At 68.8% G+C, this 16,279-nt stretch carries 16 protein-coding genes and 2 pseudogenes; 8 read left to right on the top strand and 10 right to left on the bottom strand.

What is annotated here, in order from left to right; genetic code table 11:
- Positions 1-180 precede the first annotated feature (180 nt).
- Together OHA03_RS37530 and OHA03_RS37525 are read right to left on the bottom strand one after the other, a co-directional pair.
- Positions 181-852 (bottom strand): alpha/beta fold hydrolase, encoded by a 672-nt coding sequence (locus OHA03_RS37530; protein ID WP_267008492.1) that lies wholly within the window; start codon positions 850-852, stop codon positions 181-183.
- Positions 853-854: 2 nt separating this feature from the next.
- Positions 855-1,655: a DinB family protein gene (locus OHA03_RS37525; RefSeq protein WP_267008491.1), complete on the bottom strand. Its 801-nt coding sequence runs from the start codon at positions 1,653-1,655 to the stop codon at positions 855-857.
- Positions 1,656-1,725: 70 nt separating this feature from the next.
- On the opposite strand from OHA03_RS37525, the gene OHA03_RS37520 reads away from it, so the two are divergent.
- Positions 1,726-2,688: a YafY family protein gene (locus tag OHA03_RS37520; protein ID WP_267008490.1), complete on the top strand. Its 963-nt coding sequence runs from the start codon at positions 1,726-1,728 to the stop codon at positions 2,686-2,688.
- 318 nt (positions 2,689-3,006) lie between these two features.
- Here OHA03_RS37520 and OHA03_RS37515 read toward each other — a convergent pair whose 3' ends face one another.
- A complete protein-coding gene (locus OHA03_RS37515; RefSeq protein WP_267008489.1) occupies positions 3,007-4,101 on the bottom strand; it encodes a magnesium and cobalt transport protein CorA in 1,095 nt (364 codons plus the stop codon).
- A gap of 306 nt (positions 4,102-4,407) precedes the next feature.
- Here OHA03_RS37515 and OHA03_RS37510 point away from each other — a divergent pair, with 306 nt between their 5' ends.
- The 3 genes from OHA03_RS37510 to OHA03_RS37500 all read left to right on the top strand — a co-directional run bounded on the left by OHA03_RS37510 (position 4,408) and on the right by OHA03_RS37500 (position 7,224).
- Positions 4,408-4,824, top strand: a complete 417-nt coding sequence (locus OHA03_RS37510; protein ID WP_267008488.1) for an SAV_915 family protein — start codon at positions 4,408-4,410, stop codon at positions 4,822-4,824.
- Between the two features lie 9 nt (positions 4,825-4,833).
- Entirely contained in the window at positions 4,834-6,234 is a 1,401-nt protein-coding gene (gene lysA, locus OHA03_RS37505; RefSeq protein ID WP_267008487.1) for a diaminopimelate decarboxylase, read from the top strand.
- A gap of 456 nt (positions 6,235-6,690) precedes the next feature.
- Complete coding sequence (locus OHA03_RS37500; protein ID WP_267008486.1) at positions 6,691-7,224, top strand: lamin tail domain-containing protein; 534 nt, start codon at positions 6,691-6,693, stop codon at positions 7,222-7,224.
- Between the two features lie 240 nt (positions 7,225-7,464).
- Here the strand turns inward: OHA03_RS37500 and OHA03_RS37495 are convergent, their stop codons facing one another.
- Together OHA03_RS37495 and OHA03_RS37490 are read right to left on the bottom strand one after the other, a co-directional pair.
- Positions 7,465-7,638 (bottom strand): hypothetical protein, encoded by a 174-nt coding sequence (locus OHA03_RS37495; RefSeq protein ID WP_267008485.1) that lies wholly within the window; start codon positions 7,636-7,638, stop codon positions 7,465-7,467.
- A gap of 226 nt (positions 7,639-7,864) precedes the next feature.
- Positions 7,865-8,035 (bottom strand): hypothetical protein, encoded by a 171-nt coding sequence (locus OHA03_RS37490; RefSeq protein ID WP_267008484.1) that lies wholly within the window; start codon positions 8,033-8,035, stop codon positions 7,865-7,867.
- Positions 8,036-8,455: 420 nt separating this feature from the next.
- Here OHA03_RS37490 and OHA03_RS37485 point away from each other — a divergent pair, with 420 nt between their 5' ends.
- On the top strand, positions 8,456-9,514 hold the full coding sequence (locus OHA03_RS37485) for a phosphotransferase (protein WP_267008483.1): 1,059 nt from the start codon (positions 8,456-8,458) through the stop codon (positions 9,512-9,514).
- 152 nt (positions 9,515-9,666) lie between these two features.
- On the opposite strand, the gene cpt is transcribed toward OHA03_RS37485, so the two are convergent.
- Together cpt and OHA03_RS37475 are read right to left on the bottom strand one after the other, a co-directional pair.
- Positions 9,667-10,188: a chloramphenicol phosphotransferase CPT gene (cpt, locus tag OHA03_RS37480; protein ID WP_267009606.1), complete on the bottom strand. Its 522-nt coding sequence runs from the start codon at positions 10,186-10,188 to the stop codon at positions 9,667-9,669.
- Between the two features lie 97 nt (positions 10,189-10,285).
- Positions 10,286-10,828, bottom strand: coding sequence for an FABP family protein (locus OHA03_RS37475; protein ID WP_267008482.1), 543 nt, complete (start codon positions 10,826-10,828; stop codon positions 10,286-10,288).
- Between the two features lie 301 nt (positions 10,829-11,129).
- Here OHA03_RS37475 and OHA03_RS37470 point away from each other — a divergent pair, with 301 nt between their 5' ends.
- On the top strand, positions 11,130-12,659 hold the full coding sequence (locus tag OHA03_RS37470; RefSeq protein WP_267008481.1) for a right-handed parallel beta-helix repeat-containing protein: 1,530 nt from the start codon (positions 11,130-11,132) through the stop codon (positions 12,657-12,659).
- 69 nt (positions 12,660-12,728) lie between these two features.
- Here OHA03_RS37470 and tnpB read toward each other — a convergent pair whose 3' ends face one another.
- The 3 genes from tnpB to OHA03_RS37455 form a co-directional block, all read right to left on the bottom strand.
- Positions 12,729-14,186 (bottom strand): IS607 family element RNA-guided endonuclease TnpB, encoded by a 1,458-nt coding sequence (gene tnpB, locus OHA03_RS37465; RefSeq protein WP_267008480.1) that lies wholly within the window; start codon positions 14,184-14,186, stop codon positions 12,729-12,731.
- Positions 14,183-14,761 (bottom strand): IS607 family transposase, encoded by a 579-nt coding sequence (locus OHA03_RS37460; RefSeq protein ID WP_266999821.1) that lies wholly within the window; start codon positions 14,759-14,761, stop codon positions 14,183-14,185. Before OHA03_RS37460 ends, tnpB begins: the two co-directional genes overlap by 4 nt.
- A gap of 365 nt (positions 14,762-15,126) precedes the next feature.
- Complete coding sequence (locus OHA03_RS37455; RefSeq protein WP_267008479.1) at positions 15,127-15,396, bottom strand: hypothetical protein; 270 nt, start codon at positions 15,394-15,396, stop codon at positions 15,127-15,129.
- A 74-nt stretch (positions 15,397-15,470) separates the two neighbouring features.
- Here OHA03_RS37455 and OHA03_RS37450 point away from each other — a divergent pair.
- A pseudogene (locus OHA03_RS37450) lies at positions 15,471-15,803 on the top strand (MFS transporter); the annotation flags it as partial.
- Positions 15,804-15,940: 137 nt separating this feature from the next.
- Positions 15,941-16,234 (top strand): annotated as a pseudogene (locus tag OHA03_RS37445) (IS200/IS605 family accessory protein TnpB-related protein); the annotation flags it as partial.
- Positions 16,235-16,279: the final 45 nt, after the last annotated feature.

Here is a 16,279-nt window from a genome sequence, read left to right as displayed (position 1 = left end):
GGGGAGCCGAATCCTGGTACCCGATCTTCCGAGGCGCGTCAGCACGATCATCTCGTCCGTGTCCGCCGCGCCCGGCACCGCGTAGCGCCCGGATGATGCGGTGTCACAGAGCCGACGCCTGCGGCGTGGAGCGACGCCGCACTCGCTCCTCAGCCCATGCACCTGAACGGAGCTCCCGGCTCAGGACACCAGGAGCCGGGCGAGCTCGGTCGGCTTGCTGAACATCGGCCAGTGACCCGAGTCGATGTCGACGAAGTCGAGGTGCTTGGCCTTGGCGAGCTCGGGTACGTCACCGGCGCCGATCCACTCCTGAGCCTGGGCGGGGGTGAATTCGGGGCACACGAGTACGACCGGGACATCGAACCGTCGCTCGTCCGTCAGGCGCACCAGGCCCTTGGTCACCCCTACGGGAACGGGAATCGCGGCAGACGCGATGCTGCGCCTGGCCTCCTCATCGAGGTCAGCAGAGTCCGGCCCCTTGAACGGTCCCCAGCCGGGGAAGGGCATGACACCGTCCTTCGGCTCGAAGAGGTCGGCGTAGGGTTCCCCGTCGGCGGCCGGGAAGCCGCCGATGAGGACGACTTCGGCCACCTTCTCCGGCCGCGCGTCTGCGGCCAGCCAAGCCAGGGTGCAGGCAGCGGAATGCCCCACCACCATGGGCTTTTCGGGCGCTGCGTCCACGGCAGCGAGCACCGCCGTCAGCTGGTCGTCGAGCGTGGCTGACGCAGATCCGTCACCCTGGCCGGGGAGGGTGAGCGGCACGGGGCGGTGGCCGAGTGCCTCGAGCGTGGGCACGACATCGTCCCATGCGGATCCGTCGAGCCACAGGCCGGCAATGAGCAGGATGTCCACGATCAGTTCTCTTTCTCCAGTGAGGTCAGATCACGTTCGGCATAAAGCCGGTGTTCCCATTCCTCGTTGAGGACGATGCTGAGACATTCCTTGAAGGGGAAGTTCTCCATCCGGGGCCAGCCGGGCTCGGTGCGAGTCACCGCAGAGGCGAGTTGCTCGTCGGTGAGTGACTCCATGACGTGGCGGACCATCGCCTGGCGTTCGCGTCGGACCGTGAGCACCTCGTCGAGCGTGGGTCGTGCCTCGCGGTCCCACGGGATACCGTCCCACCCGGGTGCCTCGTCCCACGGGAGGTCCAACTGGTGCCACGGCGAGGGGTCGCCGAGAATCATCCGGCCCACCCACGCGGCGCCGGCGAAGTTGAGGTGCCGCAGCGTCTGGATGAAGGACCACTCGTCGTCGATGCTGCGGTGGAGCACAGCTTCGGGGAATGTCCCCGCACGCGTGACGGTGCCCTCCCAGAGCCGCTCCAGGATTGCCCACGCCTCACGGAACCCGTCGGCGTCGTCAGGGCGCATCCTCGCCCGCTCGGGCATGCGTCGGTTCAGTTCGGCGTCGACGAGCGGTGCGATGTCGACGCCGTTCACGACGACGTTCTTCAGCTCGCCGCTGATCTCGACGTCGACCAACTCGACGCCGCGCATGCGGCTCTCATGGAACAGCGCGCCGCGGACCTGCGCCCCGGTGAAGTCAACTGCGTGCATACGGACGTCATTCAGGGACACCTTGGTGAAGGTGGCGGCCTGGAGGGTCACGCGCTCGAAGCATGCTCCGGTGAGGTCCTGCTCGCGGAACTCGGTCATGAGCATCACCCTAGGACCAATTCCGGACGATCCACTTCCTGCTTATCTCGTGACCATCTAATCTGCTCGCGTGCCGAACGATTCCAGCCCCACCGCACGAGCTCTGCGCGCCATCGAGATCCTCCGGAACCGCCCCGGCGTGACGGCCGACGAACTCGCCGTGTCTTTGGGAGTCACGGAGCGGGCCGCACGTCGGTACGTCGGCATCCTCCGAGAGGCGGGCGTCCCCGTGGAGTCGACCCGGGGTCGCCATGGCGGGTACCGGCTCGGGCGCGGGACGAGGCTGCCTCCGGTCGTCTTCACGGAGCACGAGGCACTTGGCCTGGTCATGGCGGTGCTCGACGGCCAGCCGGCAGCAGCCGATGTCGACGACCTCGTCGGTTCCGCCCTGGGCAAGGTCATCCGGGCGCTGCCCGAGAGCGTCGGCCGACAAGCAGCGGCGCTGCGAGAGCACGCGTCAGCTGCGCCCGACCGGTACTCGACCCGTCCGGATCCCCCCACCACCAGCGCACTCGTCGCTGCCATCGCGGCCAGACGTCGCGTGCTGGTCACGTATCGGAGCGAGTCCGGCAACGAGTGGGAGGCCGAGGTGGACCCCTGGGCGGTCGTCGTCCGCTACGGGCGCTGGTACCTCCTGTGTCACTCCCATCGCGCTGACGCGATCCGCACCTACCGGGTCGACCGGGTCCGCGCGGTCCAGCAGACCGCCCACGGGTTCGATCCGCCCGACGGCCTCGACCCTGTGGCAGCAGTGGAAGAGAACCTGGGCACCGGGTGGGAGTTCCCCACCCACGTCGTGTTCGACGCTCCTCTGGATGAGGTGGCGCCATGGATCCGGCCTCCCATGGGACGGCTCGAACCATCGGGAGACGGGTGCGTGCTCGTCGGCAGCACGAGCAATCCGGCGATGTACGCGCAGGAGTGGTTGGCGAGTGTGCCGTTCGCCTTCCGCGTCGACGGCGGGCAAGAACTCCGTGCCGCGGTCGCGACGCTCGCGGCACGTTTCGCTGCCGCCCTGGCGGACCAACCCTGACAGCAATGTCGAAGGACTTGGTCGACGCGTTGCACAGCGAAGGAAGCGTGACGGTCCAGTGGCGTCGGATCTCACGAACGACTGTGCCCGGGACTCCGGCCAAGTGGCGCCCGAAGTAACGAGCATGCGGCTCCCGCTCTCGGGCGCTGACTCAAGTTCCCTGGAATAAAGCCCTGTTGGCGCACAACGGCAGCGGAGCCGGCACATCGCAGGCCCCGCGCCCCGCTTTCACCGCGACCCCGGAAATGACCGGGGCAGCGGCCTGAGGGTGTGGCGGTGACATACGGGATACGCGTGGCGCGGGTGCAGCATCGAGGGTCACAGCCAGCCGTTGCGCTTGAAGCCCCGGTGGATGACGAGGCAAGCGGTCGCGATGACGGCGAGAGCGAACAGGTAGCCGAAACGCCAGTGCAGTTCGGGCATGTGGTCGAAGTTCATGCCGTAGACGCCGCACACCATCGTCGGCACAGCGATGATCGCGGCCCAGGCGGTGATCTTCCGCATGTCCTCGTTCTGGCCGACGGTGACCTGGGCGAGGTGGGCCTGGAGGATGGAGTCGAGCAACGCGTCGAAGTCGGTGATCTGCTCGATGACGCGGGCCAGGTGGTCGGCGACGTCACGGAAGTACGCCTGTATCTCGCGGTCGACGGAGCGCATCGACTGAGTGGCCAGCACCTGGAGGGGGCGGCCGAGCGGGACCACAGCCCGCTTGAGTTCCAGAAGCTCGCGCTTGAGCTGGTAGATGCGCCCGGCGTCGGCGCTCGGGGAGCCCTGCGGTGAGAAGACGTCCGTCTCGACCTGGTCGATGTCGTCCTGGACAGCATCGGTGACGGTCAGGTAGTCGTCGACGACGTGGTCGGCGATGGCGTGGAGCACAACGGCCGGCCCCTTGGCCAGTTGACGCGGGACCGCTTCGAGGCCTTCGCGCAGGGCGCCCAGGGAGCCGTGGTGTCCGTGCCGTACGGTCACCACGAAGTCGGGTCCGGCGAAGACCATGATCTCGCCGGTGTCCACCACCTCGCTGGTGGCCGTCAGTTCCTCGTGCTCGATGTAGGCAACCGACTTGAAGACGGCGAACAGGATATCGCCGTACTGCTGGACCTTGGGCCGCTGGTGGGCGTGGACGGCGTCCTCGACGGCGAGCGGGTGCAGACCGAACAGTGCGGCAACCCGCACGAACTCCGCCTCGGTGGGCTCGTGCAGGCCGAGCCATACGAAGCCGTCGCCACGCTTGCGTACACGGGCGACGGATTCCTCGACGCTGGGGGCGGCCTCCTGGCGGACGCCGTCGCGGTAGATGACGCAGTTGACCACGGTGGAGCCCAGCGGCGAACGGGCCGGGTGGCTGAGGTCCACAGGCCGCCCCCGCCGCGCCAGACGGGCGACTTTGCGCAGACTGCCGACCATCGACATGAAGTACTCCTTCGCCAGGTGCGGGCCAGTGTGCCAGGAGAAGGTAAAGGGGAGGTCAGGGCTTGCGGCGGCCCTGCTCGTGCACACCGAGCCGACCGAAGCCGCCCCTGCGGGTTCGCCCCGAAGGCCCTGACGCCATGGTGACCAGGAACACCGTGCCCGTCAGCGTCGCGTTACGGGGTGGGGGCTCGGCGTCAAGCATCCGTCAGTGTGGGGGCTCATCTCCGGTGGGCCGGCATAGCTTCGGTGGAGCGCCCGGCCGGTCCGACCGGGCGGCGCCAGTCGCCATCTGCGAGGAGCAGCACCATGTCTCCACTCGAGTTTCCCGAGGACCCCGAGCCTTCTGAACGGTTCCCGGCCGGACTCCTCTACGTCCCTGTCCGGTCGGGGCCCTCTGGTTGTACGACCCGATTCTTCCGCACCCCTCTGGGCGGCCGCACGGCCGTCGGATTCACCTCGGCGGCGAAGCTCACCGCCACTCTCGGCACGGACCAGGCCTGCATCAGGCTCTCCGAACCCGCGCTGCGCGCTCTCGCAGCCCCCCTGGGTGTGACCGCCCTCACTGTCGACCCGCAGTTCTCCGCCCCCGCGACAACCGATTCGGTCTCCAGGGACAGCGAACGAGCGCGCTCCTCGAGTGAATGGCATCCCCAGCACGTCGGTGTCCTGCGAGTGACTGGCGCGGCTGCTGTCGTCGCGTGTCTGAACCTGCTGATCGGCTGAGGAGACGCCATGTCAGTTTCCGTTCCGTCGCCCCTTGCGTCCACGCTTCCGGCGTCGCGCCCGGCTTCCCTGCCCTCGGATCCCCAGGCCTTGTCCCGAATCCTCGGCACCGCCGACGGCCTGTCCGTCTGGCCGCGCTCCACCCGCCCCGAGGCCGGCGGGGACGTCTCCGTCGGCGGGGTTTCCCTCGCCGAGGCGGCCGACCGCTTCGGCACCCCTGTCTACGTACTGGACGAACAGGAGGTCCGCGAGCGCTGCCGTGCGTACCGCACGGCGTTCCCCGAAGCCGACATCGTCTACGCCGCCAAGGCGTTCCTGTGCCGTGCGCTCGCGCACTGGGTGCAAGAAGAGGGTCTGGGCCTGGACGTCTGCTCCGCAGGGGAACTTGCGCTCGCCGTCACCACCGGCTTCCCGCCCGAAAACATCGTGATGCACGGCAACGCCAAGAGCCCCGAGGACCTGCGCACCGCCATTCGGCTCGGTGTCGGACGCATCGTCGTGGACAGCACGTCCGAGATCGCCCGCCTCGCCGCGATCACCCCCGCCGACACCCGCCAGAAGGTCATGGTTCGGGTGGTCCCCGGCATCGCCGCCGGCGGGCACGCCAAGGTCCGCACCGGCACCGACGACCAGAAGTTCGGCCTGTCGATCACGGACGGATCCGCGCAGCACGCGGTCACCCGGATACTCGACCAGCGGCACCTGGAACTCGTCGGCCTGCACTGCCACATCGGCTCGCAGATCGCCGCGGTCAAGCCGTACGTCGTCGCCGTGCGGCGCATGGTCGGCCTGATGGCCCGGATCAGGGACCAGCACGGCATCGCCCTTCCTCAGCTGAACATCGGCGGTGGCCACGCCATCGCGTACCGGCCCGGTGAGGAGAGCATGAACGTGGCCGTGCTGGCCGGGCGGGTCCGCGCCGAGCTGGAGGACGGCTGCGCCCGCGCCGGGCTCCCCGTGCCCCGGCTCACCCTCGAGCCCGGCCGCGCAATCGTCGGACCGGCCGGAGTCGTCGTTTACCATGTGCTCGCCGTCAAGCGCACCGGCGAGCACACGTTCGTCGCCGTCGACGGTGGCATGAGCGACAACCCCCGGCCCGCGCTCTACGGCGTGCAGTACGCACCCCGCCTCATCGGCCGCCGCTCGTCGGTGCCGCCCCGCCTCGTCACCGTCGTGGGCCGGCACTGCGAAGCCGGCGACGTCCTCGCCGACGACGTGGCACTCCCGGGCGACATACGCCCCGGCGACCTCCTCGCCGTTCCGGCGGCCGGGGCCTATCACCTCTCCATGGCCTCCGGTTACAACATGATCGGCCGACCGCCCGTCATCGCGGTGTCCGACGGCACCGCACGCGTACTCGTACGCCGCGAATCACTGGACGACATGAGCCGCAGGGACATCGGCCTGTAGCTCGGGTCCCCCAATCCCGGCGTCCACCGAAACACTCTTTCGGTGGACGCCGCTCGGCGAGCGCGAGGTACTCCTCCCGCGCTCGCGCAGACGTGTGATCACCGCATCGATGTCCGAACTGTGAAGCATTGTGCCTGTTACCCGATTTATGCGACCGGTGGTGGGGCGTGGGGTGGTGCGGCGCGGTGTACGGAGGGGCCGGAAAGGGCTTGCTGGCGCGGGTGGCCGGGGTGGTTGCCGTACTCAGCGAATGTCAGGGCCACGCTCATACGGGGTCTGTGACCGTTACAGTCATCGGTTACGGAAATATCCGCATTTTGTAACGCAGGCCGAAGCCGCCTTCGACAGGCGGGCGGGTGGTTCAGAGTGTGGGTCCTCGGCTTGTTGAGCCGGGACCCGCACCGCGCAGCATGGCTCTGACCTGGGCCTGGGCGCCTCTACTTGAGGGGACATCACGTGTCTGCTTCTCGTACTGTCCGTCGTCTCGTCGCTACCGGTCTGGCGGCCGGTTCCGTTGTCGCCGTCGTGGCGATGCCGGCATCCGCCGACGACGGCCACAACCGTGGCCGTCACCACCAGTCGTACTCGCGTGTGGTGCTCGGCAGCATCCAGTACGACAGCCCGGGCCGTGACGACTACTCCAACCGTTCGCTGAACGGGGAATGGGTCGAGGTCACCAACACCGGTTACCGGCCGGTGAATCTGAACGGATGGACACTCTCGGACCGGGACGGCAACCGTTACCGCTTCGACGACCTCCGTCTGGCCGGCCGGGCCACCGTCCGCGTCCACACCGGACGCGGCTACGACACCCGCACCGACGTCTACCAGGACCGCCGCACCGACTACGTCTGGAGCAACTACTCCGACACGGCCACCCTGCGCGACAATTACGGCCGGACCGTCGACACCGAGTCCTGGGGCCGTGACCGCGACCACCGCAACCACGACCGCGACCACCACAACAACGACCGCGGACACCGCCGCTGACCTGACCCCCACCCGCCACTGACCGCGGACACCCTCTCGGAACCGCTGCGTGCCGCCACCCCCCGCCCCCGAAGTGGCGGCACGCAGCTCGCGCGCTCACCGGCCTCCCCCAGGGCGGGATGAGCGCGGGCCTGTCGGCGGGCGACGGGCCGCTCCAAGAGCCAGGACGGCACAACCTGACGAGCAGCCGCCGTCGCACCTCGGTTCGGTGCGACGGCGGCTGCGTGGGCAGGGCCGTTACTACAGCTCCCGCTCGATCTGGTTCTCCGTGATCTTCTCTTCGCGCATGGTCATCTCGTTCTGGACGGCATAGCGAGTCTGTGCACCGCTGCCCTCGGCCTGCCGGATCTCGCCCCGCTGGATCTCGTCCTGATGGTCCCGGTACTCCACGTGCTGTCCCTTGCGGTAGGGCATGGGGAATCTCCAAGTCTCGTGTAGGTCGACGAGGGGATCGGTCCCCGCTCGTTCCGCGGGGGACACCCCTCCTGGCGCCCGCGACCAGCACTGGGCGCACTGCCAGCCCACCCCCAACTCCGCCCTCCAGCAACCACAACGGGCCGAATGGAGGACCCCCTGCCCTCCCGACCCACACCGCGCTCACGCTGATCAACACGTCGATGACAGCGGTCAAGACCCACTGTCACAGGGCAGCCGCGACGAGCAGCACCGGCCCCGTTCTCAGGGTCCGTACACCGCTCTCCAGAGACAGGACGTCGGCGTCGGCGGCCCTGACGACCTCGTCGAAGATCGCAGCCCGGCCGACCGGGGCGTGCGGGCCGAAAGCCATGTGGGCGGGCAGCCGCCACTCCAACGGCCCACACCGGCCCGGCCTGGTGGCGGCACGTGGCCATGCGTAGCGGCCGGGCAGTTGTGGGCACGAGCCGGACACAGCTGTCCGACGAGTGACTCCGAGGAGCCGAGCTCGAGAGCCGGGGCGTAATCGGAAGGTTCCGAGCAACTCGGTCTTCACCCGGGCACCTTGGCTGCGAGCACCATGACTCCTCGGAGCACTCCGGCACGCCTAGAACAGCGTTAGCCGGGGTTACTCCTCGGCACGGCGTGGGAGGTTCCCGCTGGACGGCCCCCGGAACCTCCCATGGTCGTTGGACGCTGACTGATTGCTGACCTGGCCCCCACAGCAACGCTGTGACCCGAGCGTATGTCCAGGCACTGAATCCTGGACTTGAACATGGTCGTACCCTGTGCGGCAGAACGCCCTACGCTGACCCTCATGTCGACCCAGGTGCCGATCAGCGACGAGCTGCGCTCCGTAGTGGGCTCCCCCACGCACGCCACACTGCTGGACAGCAGTCCGCGCTCCCGGGTGTGGCGGGTCGAGTTGCGCGGTGGTGGTCGCGTGATCGTCAAACAGATCGCTGACGGAGGGGGCACCGGGCCCGACGCGGATGCGCGCTATGCGCGGGAGGTCGCCGCGCTGCGGCTCGCCGCAAGGGCCGCCCGACCGACCGTCGCGCCGGCGCTGCTCGGAACGGACCCGGCGTCCCGGGTGATGGTCCTGGAGCACCTGGACAATCTTGGACCGGCTGACGACTGGATGCCCGGCTATGCCGAGGCCCTCGCCCGGCTGCACTCACTCACCGGGCCGGCTGATACAGGCACGCTCCCCGCTTGGACCGGGCCGACGGCCGCCGACGCCGAGTCCTTCATCGCCCTCGCCGAGGTGCTCGGCGTCCCCGTCCCACCCGCAGTGCCGAACGAACTCGCCGCCCTCATCGACCGGCTGGACCCCACGCCTCATCATGCGCTGCTCCACGGAGACCCCTGCCCCGGCAACGATCTGCGCACCGCCAACGGAGTCCGTTTCGTCGACTTCGAACAGGCGTCGCTGGGCAACGGTCTGGTCGAACTCGCCTACTTCCGCATCGGTTTCCCGACCTGCTGGTGCGCCATGTCGGTCACCGGCACGCCGCTGGCGGAAGTCGAGGACATCTACCGTGCCACCTGGCGGAGCCTCACCGGCACGGATGTCCCCGGGGACCTCGCCGACGCCTGCGCCGGCTGGCTGATCCGAGGTGACGCGCTCGTCGAACGCGCCCACCGCGAGTCGGTCGACCACCTCGCACGGGTACCGGCAGAGGACTTCGAGTGGGGCTACATTTCCGCTCGGGAGCGCCTCGTCCACCGGCTCGGCGCAGTCGCCGACCAGACCCGCGACCACGACGATCTGCACGCACTCGGTCAACTCAGCGCGGCAATGGCCGTACGCCTGCTGGAACGCTGGCCCACCTTGCGCCCGCTGCCCGCGCAGGACACACGCCCCTGGCACTGACAGTCCTACGCGGTCGAGGACCGCGTCAGCGAAGGGTTCGGGGACTGGAGCCGGATCACCGGGGCGGCATCCGCTGGGGCGGACGCTCCCTCACCGCAGCTGCCTGACCGTCCCGGCACCGCGGTCAGGACAGCGGGCACCCGGGCTGTCGATCACTTGACCTGGGTGACGATGGTCCGCGCACACTCCATCGACTCGGTATGCGTCGCATCCACCTCCAGGTCGTAGAACACGCCCCGGTGGACCGCATCCGCCTGTGACACCGCCATCCCGGCAACCCGGTCACCACGTGCGATCTCGCGGCCCGCGGCAATCGTGGCGTCGCACCTGACGCCTACCCACAGCACCTGCAGTCCGCCAAGAGCCTGCTGCCACCGCTGCTGGGACGCCGCTCCGCCGAGGAAGACCTCATCAACGATGATGCGTGCACCCGCACGGGTCATGGTGGCAAGCCCTTCGATCCACGCCGTTTCCAACGTCCGGAACTCAGGACCGACGATCACCTCACCGTCCGGAGCGAACACGATGCCCGCATCCGACGTCCGCACGGACGCGGGCATCGCCTCGATCAGTGTGTCGACCCCGAAGGACAGCCAAGGATCCGGCAGCAACGCCTGCAGACACCGGGCGATCCCGGACTTCCCCGAGCTGGAGCCACCGTTGAGAACGATCATCTGTGTCATCACCGCGCCACAGTAGAGGCACCTCAGCGACGACCGAAACGGGTTTCTACGAACGGCTCCACCCCCGTACACGTGACGCAGGCGCGGTCTACTTACCGCGTCGCAGCCGTGCCGAGAGATGGTGTTGCAACGGCTGACCGACTGCCGCGAGGTCGTGGACGAACGTGAGCGTGGCGTCGTCGGCCAGGGCATAACGGCGGCGGGTGGCAGTGACCTCCTTGGCGGTGGGGGTGAGGGCCACCTCGTGGGTGGAGAGGTCGACCGTGTTGTCGGTCGCACGGCCGACCGCGATCTCCGCGATGCCGGTGGGCTGGGTGATCAGTGCCTCCACGCGGCCGTCGGGCTGGAGCCGCCACCAGCCGCTCTCCCGGGCCGCCGGACGCAGCGGTGCGTCGTCGGCATCGAGCAGCCAGGCCCGGGCCTCATAGCGAAGGAAGGGGCGGCCGTCGTGACTGAAGGTGACCTCCTGCGCGTATTCGAAGTCCCCGGCAAGCGTCGGGTACCCGCCGCGTCCGCGGCCGCGCCAGGTGCCCAGGAAGCCGATCACGGGCGACAACAGTGCGTGCGGAGCGGGCTCCTCGTCCGGTCGGTGGCCATCGGGGTACGGGGGCTCCGCTGCGGGGTCGAACACGGTGTGCGCTCCTGGGGTCGTGGCCGGTGCCGGGTGGAAGCCTAGAGTGTCGTTCCACTCGGCGACGGGCAGGAAAACTCCCGCAGCGGGTGGCGGAAGATTTTTCTCGGCGGGGGCGCCCGTGCTGTCCTGCGACCTGACGTCGTCGGAGCTGCCCCGCAGCTGCGGCGCGGGGCGCGGATCGGGCGGGAGGACGCATTGGGACGGTGCGGCAGCCGTTGCGGACGAACCAGCCAGAGATCCAAGTACCGGCTATGTACGTCCATGGCCCGGATGTCGGCCGCCTGGCTAGTTTCCGGCCATGTCGATCTCCCTGATACGCAGCAAGGCAGCCGTGACCGCGCTCGCGGCCGCGGTGAGCGTGACCGGTCTGCTCCCGGCCGCCGCTTCCGCACACGAAGGACCCGGCAGAACGTCAGGCACCACGTACTACGTGGACTGTCTGCGCGGCACTGACCAGGCATCGGGCACGAACAGCGGCACGGCATGGCGCACCCTCACCAAGGCCTCGCGCGCGTACGAGCCGGGCGACCGGCTGCTGCTGCGGCGTGGCCGCACCTGCACCGGGGTGCTCGCCCCGACCGGTTCCGGAACGGCCGCGGAGCCGATCTCCATCGACGCGTACGGGAAGGGGGCGAAGCCGCACATCGAGGGCGGGGGTGCCAGGGCCGCCGTGTACCTGTTCAACGTCGAGGGCTGGGAGCTGCGCAACCTCGACATCTCCAACACCGGCGCGCACACCACGACGGACCGCCGCGCGGGACTGCTCGTGCGGCTCACCGACCACGGCGTGGGCAGCCACTACGTCGTCGACGGGGTGGACGTGCACGACGTCAACGGCGCCGACTTCAAGGACCCCGACCCCAGCGGCGGCATCCTCTTCTCCGTCACCGGCTCGGCGGTCCCGACCCGTTTCGACGGCGTACGGATCGAGGACTCGACCGTCCGCCGCACCGACCGCACCGGCATCGGCACCAGCTCCAGCTGGGGCCGCAGGGCCGAGCACCCGAACGGCCCCGGCACCAGTTGGGAGGCGATCACCGGCCTGCGGATCCAGCGCAACAAGGTGCACGACGTGGGCGGCGACGGCATCGTCGTACAGACCGCGAAGGGCGCACTGGTCGAGCACAACTACGTGAACGGCTTCAACATGCGCTCGGCCGGCTACAACGCCGGTATCTGGGCCTGGAATTCGGACGATGTCCTCTACCAGTACAACGAGGTGACCGGCGGTCACGGCACCCTCGACTCGATGGCGTACGACATCGACGGCGGCAACAACCGCAACGTCTACCAGTACAACTACAGTCACGACAACGAGGGCGGCTTCCTGCTGATCTGCAACGGCGCGGGGATGACCACCGACGGCAACCGGGTCCGCCACAACATCAGCATCAACGATCGCAACACGATGTCCCCGTACGGCGTGATCTCGGTCGTCTGCGCCGCCACCACCGACACCCGGATCTACGGCAACACCGTCGTCACCGACGAGGCGAACACGGCCCTCGTCTCCGACAACGGCCCGACCGGGGTCACCTTCCGCAACAACATCTTCGTCGGGGCGTCCGGCGGTTCCCCGATCAACGACACCCGGAGCGTCTACAAAAACAACCTCTACTGGCGCACGGCCCAGCCCCTCGAAACCTCTGCCCTCACCGCCGACCCGCTCTTCGCCTCGGCCTCCCCGACCGCCCCGCGCGACGTCCGCCTGCGCGCGGGCTCCCCGGCACTCGGCACGGGAATCCCGGTCGCCGACGGAATCACCCGCGATTACTTCGGCAACCGTATCCCGACCCCGCCGAACCTGGGCGCGGACCAGGACCGTTAGCCGTTGCTTTGATCATCAAGCGATCTCAGCAATCCCGAGGTTTCCACCGGAATGGTCCGTAACGGGTCATCAGAGCGCGAGTTGCGCGCCGGTGTCCTGTTGACGGTCTCCCGTTTCCTTCCCGGCCCGGGGGCTGGGGATCGCGCCACCTGCCCGCCCCGTCCCGGCCTTGCGGCGCGGGCGGGTGACGCGGGTCTTCCGGTCGGCTCCACGGGGCTTCGACTCCGCCTCGACGGCGTTGTCCAGGTCTCCGGCCACTCCGGTACCTGTGGTGCGGGCCGCGAGGGCGACCAGGTTGTGTCCGGCGTTGGCGTCCCGGTTAAGGACGAGGCCGCAGTTGTCGCACTCGAAGACGCGCATGCTGAGGGGCAGTTTGGTTTTCACCGCACCGCAGCGGGAGCAGGTCTTCGAGGAGGGGTACCAGCGGTCGGCGACGATGAGTCGCGTGCCACGCCGGCGGGTCTTGTAGGTGAGCTGGCGTCGGATCTCGCCGAACGCGGCGTCCGCGACGCGGCGGGACAGGCGCCGGTTGCGGCCCATTCCGGCGACGCACAGGTCTTCGATGACGATCGTGCCGTACTCGCAGGCGAGGCGGGTCGTCATCTGGTGGAGGGTGTCCTCGCGGAGGTTCGCGACCCGGTGATGGATCTTATTCCGCGCCTGACTGGCCTTCTCCCAGCGGCGGGAGGCCTGCTGCCCGGTGCGCCGGTCGGGGCCATGCCGACGCGAGACGACACGGCTGGCGCGACGCAGCTGTTTCTGCGCGCGGTCGAGGTGGCGTGGGTTGGGTTCTGCGCCAAGGACACCGTCGCTGTCCGCGAGGACGGCCAGGGTCTTGATGCCGAGGTCAATACCGACCGCCGTGTCCGGACGGGCAACCTTGACCAGCTCGTGCTTCTCCTCGACCTGCAACGACACGAACCAGCGCCCCCGGTTAAGACGTGCGGTCGCGGACAGGATCCGCATGTTCCCGGCGTCGGCGAGGGCCCGCAGGTGGGAGGCGTCCTCGTGGAGGCGGACCGTGCCGATCCTGGGCAGGGTGATATGCCTGCCGTCAGGCTCGATACGGATCGTTCCGGTAGTGAACCGGCAGGTCAGGCGCGCTGTTCGCTTCGACTTGAAGCGCGGGATGCCCATCCTTGGACCCTTGCGCTTACCGCTCTTCGACTTCGCATAGTTTTCGAACGCAGCCGACGCGCCTGCCAGACCGGTGTTGTATGCCTCCTTGGAGTTCTCCTCCCACCAGCCGGCGAAGCGCGGGTTGGTGCGCTTGTCCTCGTTGAACGCCTTCCGCAGCGAGGGCAGCGACCACGACCGCCACTGAGTCAGCTCGTCCTCGCAGATGCCGTACGACTGCTCGGCCTTACGCTGCCACCACACGGCAGTGACGTACGCGACCGCCCAGTTGTACGCGGACCGCGCGGCACCTGCGTGCGAGTGCAGGTGGCGGTTGGCCGTGGCGTTCGGATCCAGCGCGAGCTTGTGCGCGAGGACGTTGAAGCCGGGCTGCGGCTTGAACTTCTTCATCCGGCCACATCCGGGCCGGTGGCGACGGCGATGGCCCGGTCGGCGCGATTCTTCGCGGAGCGGCGGCCGTACAGGCGTGCGCACATCGAGGTCAGGACCTCGGTGATGTCCCGTACGAGGTCGTCGGCCGTCTCCGCCGGGTCAAGGACGACCAGGCGTCGCCCCGAGGCCGAGAGGGCTCCTTCGAGGTGCTCGACGCCGAACCGGGCGAGGCGGTCGCGGTGCTCGACCACGATCGTGCCGACACCCGGGTCGGCGAGCAGCCGGTACAGCTTGCGGCGACGCCCGTTCAAGCCGGAGCCGACCTCCGTCACCACGTCAGCGACCATGAGGCCCTGAGCCGTTGCGCCCTGCACGGTCCGGGCGACCTGACGCTCCAGGTCCGCTTTCCGGTCACCGGACGAGACACGGCAGTACACCACGACCCGTCCCGCAGCCTGCGCGGCGGGCTCGGTCACGAGCCACGTACCCGACGGCGTCTGGACAACCGGGACCGGCATACGGCCCTCCTTCGCCCAGGTCCACGCGGTCTGGTAATGCACGCCGTTGCGCGCCGCCCACTCGGAAAGCTTCACGACATCAGGTTATTCACTGAGGATGACGGATATCCACTGAAAAAAGTGGGAACTGTTGTTCACCCCTGGCTCGCACCCGCATCACCCCTGCCACCCGGCCGCCGGTGCCATTTCCCACCCGGCGGCCGGGCTCTGCGCTCCCTGAGGCCCGGCGGGTACCCCCTGTTGGGTAAGTGGTGCCGGATTCTCCACCGGTCTCACCAGAACCGACCAACCCGCTCGGCGTACACCGTCGCCATCCGCTCGGGATACAGCCGACGCGCGCGGTCAGGCCTTGGGAGCGAGTGCGTCGACTGTCTCCGGGTCGAGCCCGATCTCGGCGGGCACCCGTCGCCTCAGTCGTGGGCGTGCAGCTGGATCACCGGTCAGGGGGTGTCACCACGCCAGTCCCACTTCAAAGGTTCGACCAGCCTGGGCTTGTACTCGGCCCGCCCGCCAGGACCGTAGGCCCCGATCTCCGTGATCAGCCTCGCGCCTTCGCGCAGCGCTGCATCGGTCCACCCGGTGACGTCCACGAGCAGGCCGTCGAGGGGGCCGCCGACCAGCTCCCGGTACTCGTGGCCCGCTTTCGGTCCGGGGTCGGGGTCGTCGTGGTCGGCGCCGTAGACGCGACGCTGCCGCATGAGCTCGTCCATGCGAACAGCATTCCATCGAAGCACTGACACCGGCTCGATCGCACAGCGGCTTCGTGGTTCATGACGGCGTCCGGGTCTTCGGCGCCGTCTTCGCCGTCGGCACCGTCGCGGGACCGCTCATCGGCGGCGTGCTCGTGGACATCTCCTGGCTGGGGTGGCGCCGGTGCTTCTTCATCGGTGTGCCGTTCGCCCTGCTCGCGATCGTGCTGCTCCAGCTGTCCCTGAAGCTGCCCACGGTCCGCAGGGAGGTGAAGATCGACTATCTGGGTGCCGTCCTCATCATGAGCGGGGTCAGCGCACTGCTGCTGTGGGTGACCCTCTGAGGCGACCGGTTCGACTGGGCGTCGTGGGTCCGCAACCGCACCGTTGCGCTGACGACGGTGGCGAGCCGACTGGTCGGCCAGGCTCATTCTCGCCCAGGGGTTGTGAGCTGTTGTCAATTTACTGAGCCGAAGTGAGCGGTGGTGAGCGGGAGTTCGCGCACCGGGGTGCGGAGTGAGCCGACCGCATGGAAGCCAACCGGGCCACCCCCCACCGCACCATGTCCCGTCACGATGCCGCAGGTATCGCGATCGGACGACGCGCCCTCGGACACCCGGTCCGGCGTCGGACGGCACCGCCCCCACACGACCGGAGTGATCGTGCGGGGCATCGGACCGCCCAGGCCGGACCAGGTGACCGGGAGCGTGAGGGAACCCGCCCACCCACCACGGACCGGCCCCCCGGAGGGCCGTCGCCGAGCGGGAAGCGAAAGCGGGAACCCAGCGCATCCAACACCGTTCGGGATGCGCCCAGCACGCAGCAGTGGGTCCAAGACTCACTCATGCACACTGGCTAGGAACGGCACGAAAAGCCCAGACACCCCCGAACCGACGACGCGTTC

The organism is Streptomyces sp. NBC_00154 (genome assembly GCF_026342835.1).
Classification (GTDB): Bacteria; Actinomycetota; Actinomycetes; order Streptomycetales; family Streptomycetaceae; genus Streptomyces.
The sequence above is the reverse complement of the archived record's forward strand: the minus strand, read 5'-3'. Positions and strand labels throughout refer to the sequence as shown.

Excerpts from the sequence above, each read along its gene's own strand:
- OHA03_RS37495 (WP_267008485.1), bottom strand. The coding sequence starts at position 7,638 with ATGCCCTACCGCAAGGGACAGCACGTGGAGTACCGGGACCATCAGGAC.
- OHA03_RS37485 (WP_267008483.1), top strand. The coding sequence starts at position 8,456 with ATGTCGACCCAGGTGCCGATCAGCGACGAGCTGCGCTCCGTAGTGGGC.
- OHA03_RS37525 (WP_267008491.1), bottom strand. The coding sequence starts at position 1,655 with ATGACCGAGTTCCGCGAGCAGGACCTCACCGGAGCATGCTTCGAGCGC.
- lysA (WP_267008487.1), top strand. The coding sequence starts at position 4,834 with ATGTCAGTTTCCGTTCCGTCGCCCCTTGCGTCCACGCTTCCGGCGTCG.
- OHA03_RS37455 (WP_267008479.1), bottom strand. The coding sequence starts at position 15,396 with ATGGACGAGCTCATGCGGCAGCGTCGCGTCTACGGCGCCGACCACGAC.
- OHA03_RS37515 (WP_267008489.1), bottom strand. The coding sequence starts at position 4,101 with ATGTCGATGGTCGGCAGTCTGCGCAAAGTCGCCCGTCTGGCGCGGCGG.
- OHA03_RS37470 (WP_267008481.1), top strand. The coding sequence starts at position 11,130 with ATGTCGATCTCCCTGATACGCAGCAAGGCAGCCGTGACCGCGCTCGCG.
- OHA03_RS37510 (WP_267008488.1), top strand. The coding sequence starts at position 4,408 with ATGTCTCCACTCGAGTTTCCCGAGGACCCCGAGCCTTCTGAACGGTTC.
- tnpB (WP_267008480.1), bottom strand. The coding sequence starts at position 14,186 with ATGAAGAAGTTCAAGCCGCAGCCCGGCTTCAACGTCCTCGCGCACAAG.
- cpt (WP_267009606.1), bottom strand. The coding sequence starts at position 10,188 with ATGATCGTTCTCAACGGTGGCTCCAGCTCGGGGAAGTCCGGGATCGCC.